Source organism: Chitinophaga eiseniae (genome assembly GCF_012641265.1).
GTDB classification, from domain to species: Bacteria; Bacteroidota; Bacteroidia; order Chitinophagales; family Chitinophagaceae; genus Chitinophaga; species Chitinophaga eiseniae_A.
In genome coordinates this window covers 1-4,364 of sequence record NZ_JABAHZ010000019.1, presented here as the reverse complement: position 1 = coordinate 4,364, position 4,364 = coordinate 1, and the positions used below count along the sequence as shown (strand labels likewise).

The window sequence follows — 4,364 nt, the reverse complement described above, 5'->3', positions numbered from 1 at the left end:
TGAATGTATAGATTCATTCCCTTTTTCTACAGCGACAACTGCCGCTAACTTTTGCTTTAAGCTGTATTTTATCCTTTTATCCATAAAAATGCCCCCAAGAAGTGTCTAACTTTTTGGGGGCACTACACCAGCGCGAGGTTTGTAAGTTGTCTGTGATCCCGCTGGGACTATATCAAAAGCTTAATTGCCGCTGCTTCTAAAGGATTTATTAGCTACTGTAGACGATTTTGTAGACTCGTGAAATAGCTTACTTTGTCGGGGTTTGAAAGAACTTGTAAACAGTACAAAAATACGAAAATCCTTGCTGAATAAGCACAAACAAGCATAAAATATATTAATGCAATGAATATAGCGTATATACGCCGTTAACCAGCAGGAACCCTTTACTTATCTTGTAACACCTTCACTGTCACAATGCTGCAGCCTGTTTTAAAATATTCCTTAACTTCAGGATACTTAAACTCAAACCAATATGGGAAAATTTGTTATCACCAAGGACTCCAAAGGCGAGTTCCGTTTTAAACTGAACGCCGGAAATGGAGAAACTATCCTCGTCAGTGAAGGCTACACCACCAAAGCAAATTGCGAAAAGGGCATTGAATCTGTACGCACCAATTCTCAGCATGATGAACGATTCGAGAAAAAAACATCTACTAACGGGAAACACTATTTTAATCTGAAGGCCACTAACGGCCAGGTGATTGGCACCAGCGAAATGTACGAAAGTGCCGCCAGCCGTGACGGAGGTATTGCTTCTGTTAAGAGCAATGCTCCATCAGCCACCATCGATGACAAAACTGTATAAGAGATCTTTGTACAAAGCCGGGCCTTCCGCCCGGCTTTGTATCCTATCTATCAGCTATTACCTCGCACCATTGAAGGATTTAGGCTACTATTGAAATAACAGCATTTTACAGTCAGATTACTCATCCCATTACCTACTTATGAACAAAGATTCAAACATTTCTTCGGAAAGACAGCAGGATGTTAATGAAGCCCTGCTGGAAGACGAGCGCTCAGATCTACAGCAACATGCTGATAAAATGCTACGCGGCTTCGAAAATTTCAATGACTCCACTTCATCCAGAGCTATTTGGGAACTGGTACAAAACGCTTGTGATCTGACCACAGATTGCCAGATCACGATCGATTACCGGAATGGTCATTTCTCCTTTTCGCACAACGGCCGACCTTTTAAATACAAAACACTTATCTCGCTAATAAAGCAGGTATCGGGCGACAAAGACGACATCAGCGAAATTCCACCGGTGGGCAAATATGGTACAGGTTTTATAACTACCCACTCTCTAGGCAGATATTTCTGCATCAATTCCTACCTTGAATTGAACGGCAAATATATCGCACTCAGGGATTTCACCATTGATAGAAGTGCTAAAAAACGCGAAGACCTCATCGATGCTATCCGCATTCAAAAAAATAACGCATTAGAGATCATAAAAAGTGGAAGCTATATTTCCAGTCCAGACATAGCTACTACATTTCTCTACCACCCGATAACCGAACAGGAAAAAACATATGTCAAAAGTTCGCTCATTAATCTACATGAAACAATTCCAATAATTCTCGCTATTAATAATCGATTAAGAAGTATAAAGATTATTATCGAAGACGGGCAAGAAACAGACTTTAAGTTATCCAGCAAAGAGAAGATATCGTCCAACGTATACAGCACACGTGTATTTGTGAATAAAATCGAAAAAGTTATCTACTCATTGATTGATGAAGTTAGTGGTGTAGAAATTGTCTTACCCATCAACAAAGACCTTTCGGTTTACTCGTTATCTCCCTCTCTGCCTCGATTATTTCTATATTACCCATTAATTGGATCCGAAAAATTCGGTATCAACTTCATCATCAACTGTAAACAGTTCATGCCTTCGGAGGCAAGGGATGGTATTCATCTGTATAGTAATAAAGATCAACTAAAAGACCAGGAAGAGGTCAACCGGGTTCTATTAAAAAGGGTTACAGAACTCATCTTCACCTTTCTGAAAGAAAACCCACTAAACATTACAGATTACCTTCCCTTTGCTGAAATTAACTTCGCCCGTAACACCGATAACAACCTGCTCAACGAGTATTTTACCAATCTACAAATAAATTGGATCAGTCAATTTGAAACACTGAAAGTTGTTGGAACAAAGAATGGGCTAAAATCCGCAAAAGAAGTAACGTTCATCCACCCATCCCTTCTATCAGATGAAACATATAGGGACTGCATCTATCATATGGCAGATAAGTTCTTCGATAACATACCTCTCGAAAGGAATATAAATGAATGGAGCAACTTTGCTTTCGAATGGCAGCAAAAAGATATCAGATTTATCAATCAGGAAGACATAGCTAAAGCCATGTCAGGCAACAATTTAGTCAACTTCGATACAAAAATATTAAAGAAGTTTTATGAATACTTGATCTCCTGTCAGCATAGCAGCCTTTTTACGCAATACAAACTAATACCTAATTTAGAGGGTGAATTTCTTGAATTTAACAACCGTAAGAACAAAAAGTGTTTATCATCTGTAATCATCAAGATTGGCAGGACAATCATCCCTGAAACTATCAAAACTCTCGTCCACGAAGACTTTGATCTGGGCTTCCAATTCAGCCCATTAACAAGAAGAGATTGTATCAGCATGATAAACACAAAAATAAATGAAACTATAGACGATCATTACAGCTGGATCACCAATAGGGCAAGTCAGCAACTATCTGAAGAAGATATAGTTAAAAAGCAACAGGGCATTACGCCGCTCTATTATACTACTATCCACGAGTATTGTAGGCTAAGCTTTAATATTCAATCAGCCAGTAAACCTTACCGCTTGATGGAATTAATTAGCAAGTATTATGGCTTGCCCGGCGAACTCATAGGCATAGACAAAGAAACGGAAGAGGAAGAAAATTTAGGAAATCTGCCAGCACAGAAAAAGCTGGCAAAGGTATTTTTCAATTGTCTCAGTACAGAAGATCCTTCCTGGGTAGCAGCAAATATCGATTTTTTATCAGCTGTTATCAGTTGCAAAGACAGCCGGTTCGAGGACATTTACAAAAACAGTGGTATATATTCAAACCAGCTCTTTAGCTTACACAAGTACGATCAATTAAAAGTAAGTCAGAACCTTACGCCGTTCGTAAAAGATCTATACAACACCCTTTTAAATACCCAGGTGGAGGGTGAACTGGCACACGAGACCTTCAATGATCTGCTTCTTGAAAATGAGATTATCACAGATAATTACCTCTCAGCAAAAATCGAAGAACACCTTTTTAATACAGACAGCAAAAGCTATAATGAGCATCCCCATAAAAAGGAAATACTGACTATTATTAAAAAATTAAACGAGGAACGCTTTCAAAATTTGTTTTACAGGCTAAATGAGAAAAAAGCTAATATCATGTTAGAGCTTGTAAACAAAAAAGAAACGAAAGAAGGCATCTTCGCTATCGTGTCTTTAGGTGATGATAAGATACAAAGATTAGGAGAGCTGGTACAAGACCCCAACTTCGAACAAGTTCTTGCTAAAGCAGAAGATGCGCTACGGCTGGATGCAGAACGAACAAGTGACTTCCAACACAAACTTGCCATAGGCACCTATATCGAAGCAAAGATAAAGGAAAGGATACAAGCGGAACTCGCCACAAAGATCGAAGTATATACCAATACAAATGTTTCCACAGAAAATGAACAGGGTGGCCAGGATATCATCATCTATAAAGAAAAAGAGGCGCTGTATTATATCGAGGTCAAGTCAAGATGGAACTCTAACAGCTCTGTTATGATGAGCAAATTACAACTGGAACGGGCCTCACAGAATGCAGACCGATATGCCCTCATCGTAGTAGATATTACAAAATATGGAGGTAATGAAAACAAGTATCAATTGACAGTAAGTGAAATCATTCCACTAGTAAAAGTATTACGTGATATTGGTAATGATATTTTCCCGCTAATAGACAAAAACCTAACAGCTGAAAGTAACACGGCTTCCCATGTAAGACTGGTTGACTACAGAGGGCTGATAAACCAGAATACGATTGCTAATGGAGAAAGCTTTGATGAGTTTATTTCGTTTCTGATAGATAGGATTAAGGGAAGCTTGAAGGATATCTAAAACAGTGGGAAAAGCAGGTTAATCTGTATAAGTCCGTGGAAGCCATCTGATGCTTTATAAATGATAACAAACTATTCGACAAATAATAAAGCTCACGCAAGTGTAGTGCCCCCAAAAAGTTAGACACTTCTTGGGGGCATTTTTATGGATAAAAGGATAAAATACAGCTTAAAGCAAAAGTTAGCGGCAGTTGTCGCTGTAGAAAAAGGGAATGAATCTATACATTCA

The 4,364-nt window shown here is 38.7% G+C and carries 2 protein-coding genes; both read left to right on the top strand.

Translation table 11 applies throughout. From position 1 onward, the window contains the following. The first annotated feature begins 472 nt into the window (after positions 1-472). Entirely contained in the window at positions 473-805 is a 333-nt protein-coding gene (locus tag HGH91_RS30890) for a YegP family protein (RefSeq protein ID WP_168743098.1), read from the top strand. Between the two features lie 139 nt (positions 806-944). Next, on the top strand, positions 945-4,136 hold the full coding sequence (locus HGH91_RS30885) for a sacsin N-terminal ATP-binding-like domain-containing protein (protein WP_168743097.1): 3,192 nt from the start codon (positions 945-947) through the stop codon (positions 4,134-4,136). Positions 4,137-4,364 lie beyond the last annotated feature (228 nt).

Bases quoted from the DNA above. Each gene is read 5' to 3' on its own strand.
- HGH91_RS30885 (WP_168743097.1), top strand. From the start codon at position 945: ATGAACAAAGATTCAAACATTTCTTCGGAAAGACAGCAGGATGTTAAT.
- HGH91_RS30890 (WP_168743098.1), top strand. From the start codon at position 473: ATGGGAAAATTTGTTATCACCAAGGACTCCAAAGGCGAGTTCCGTTTT.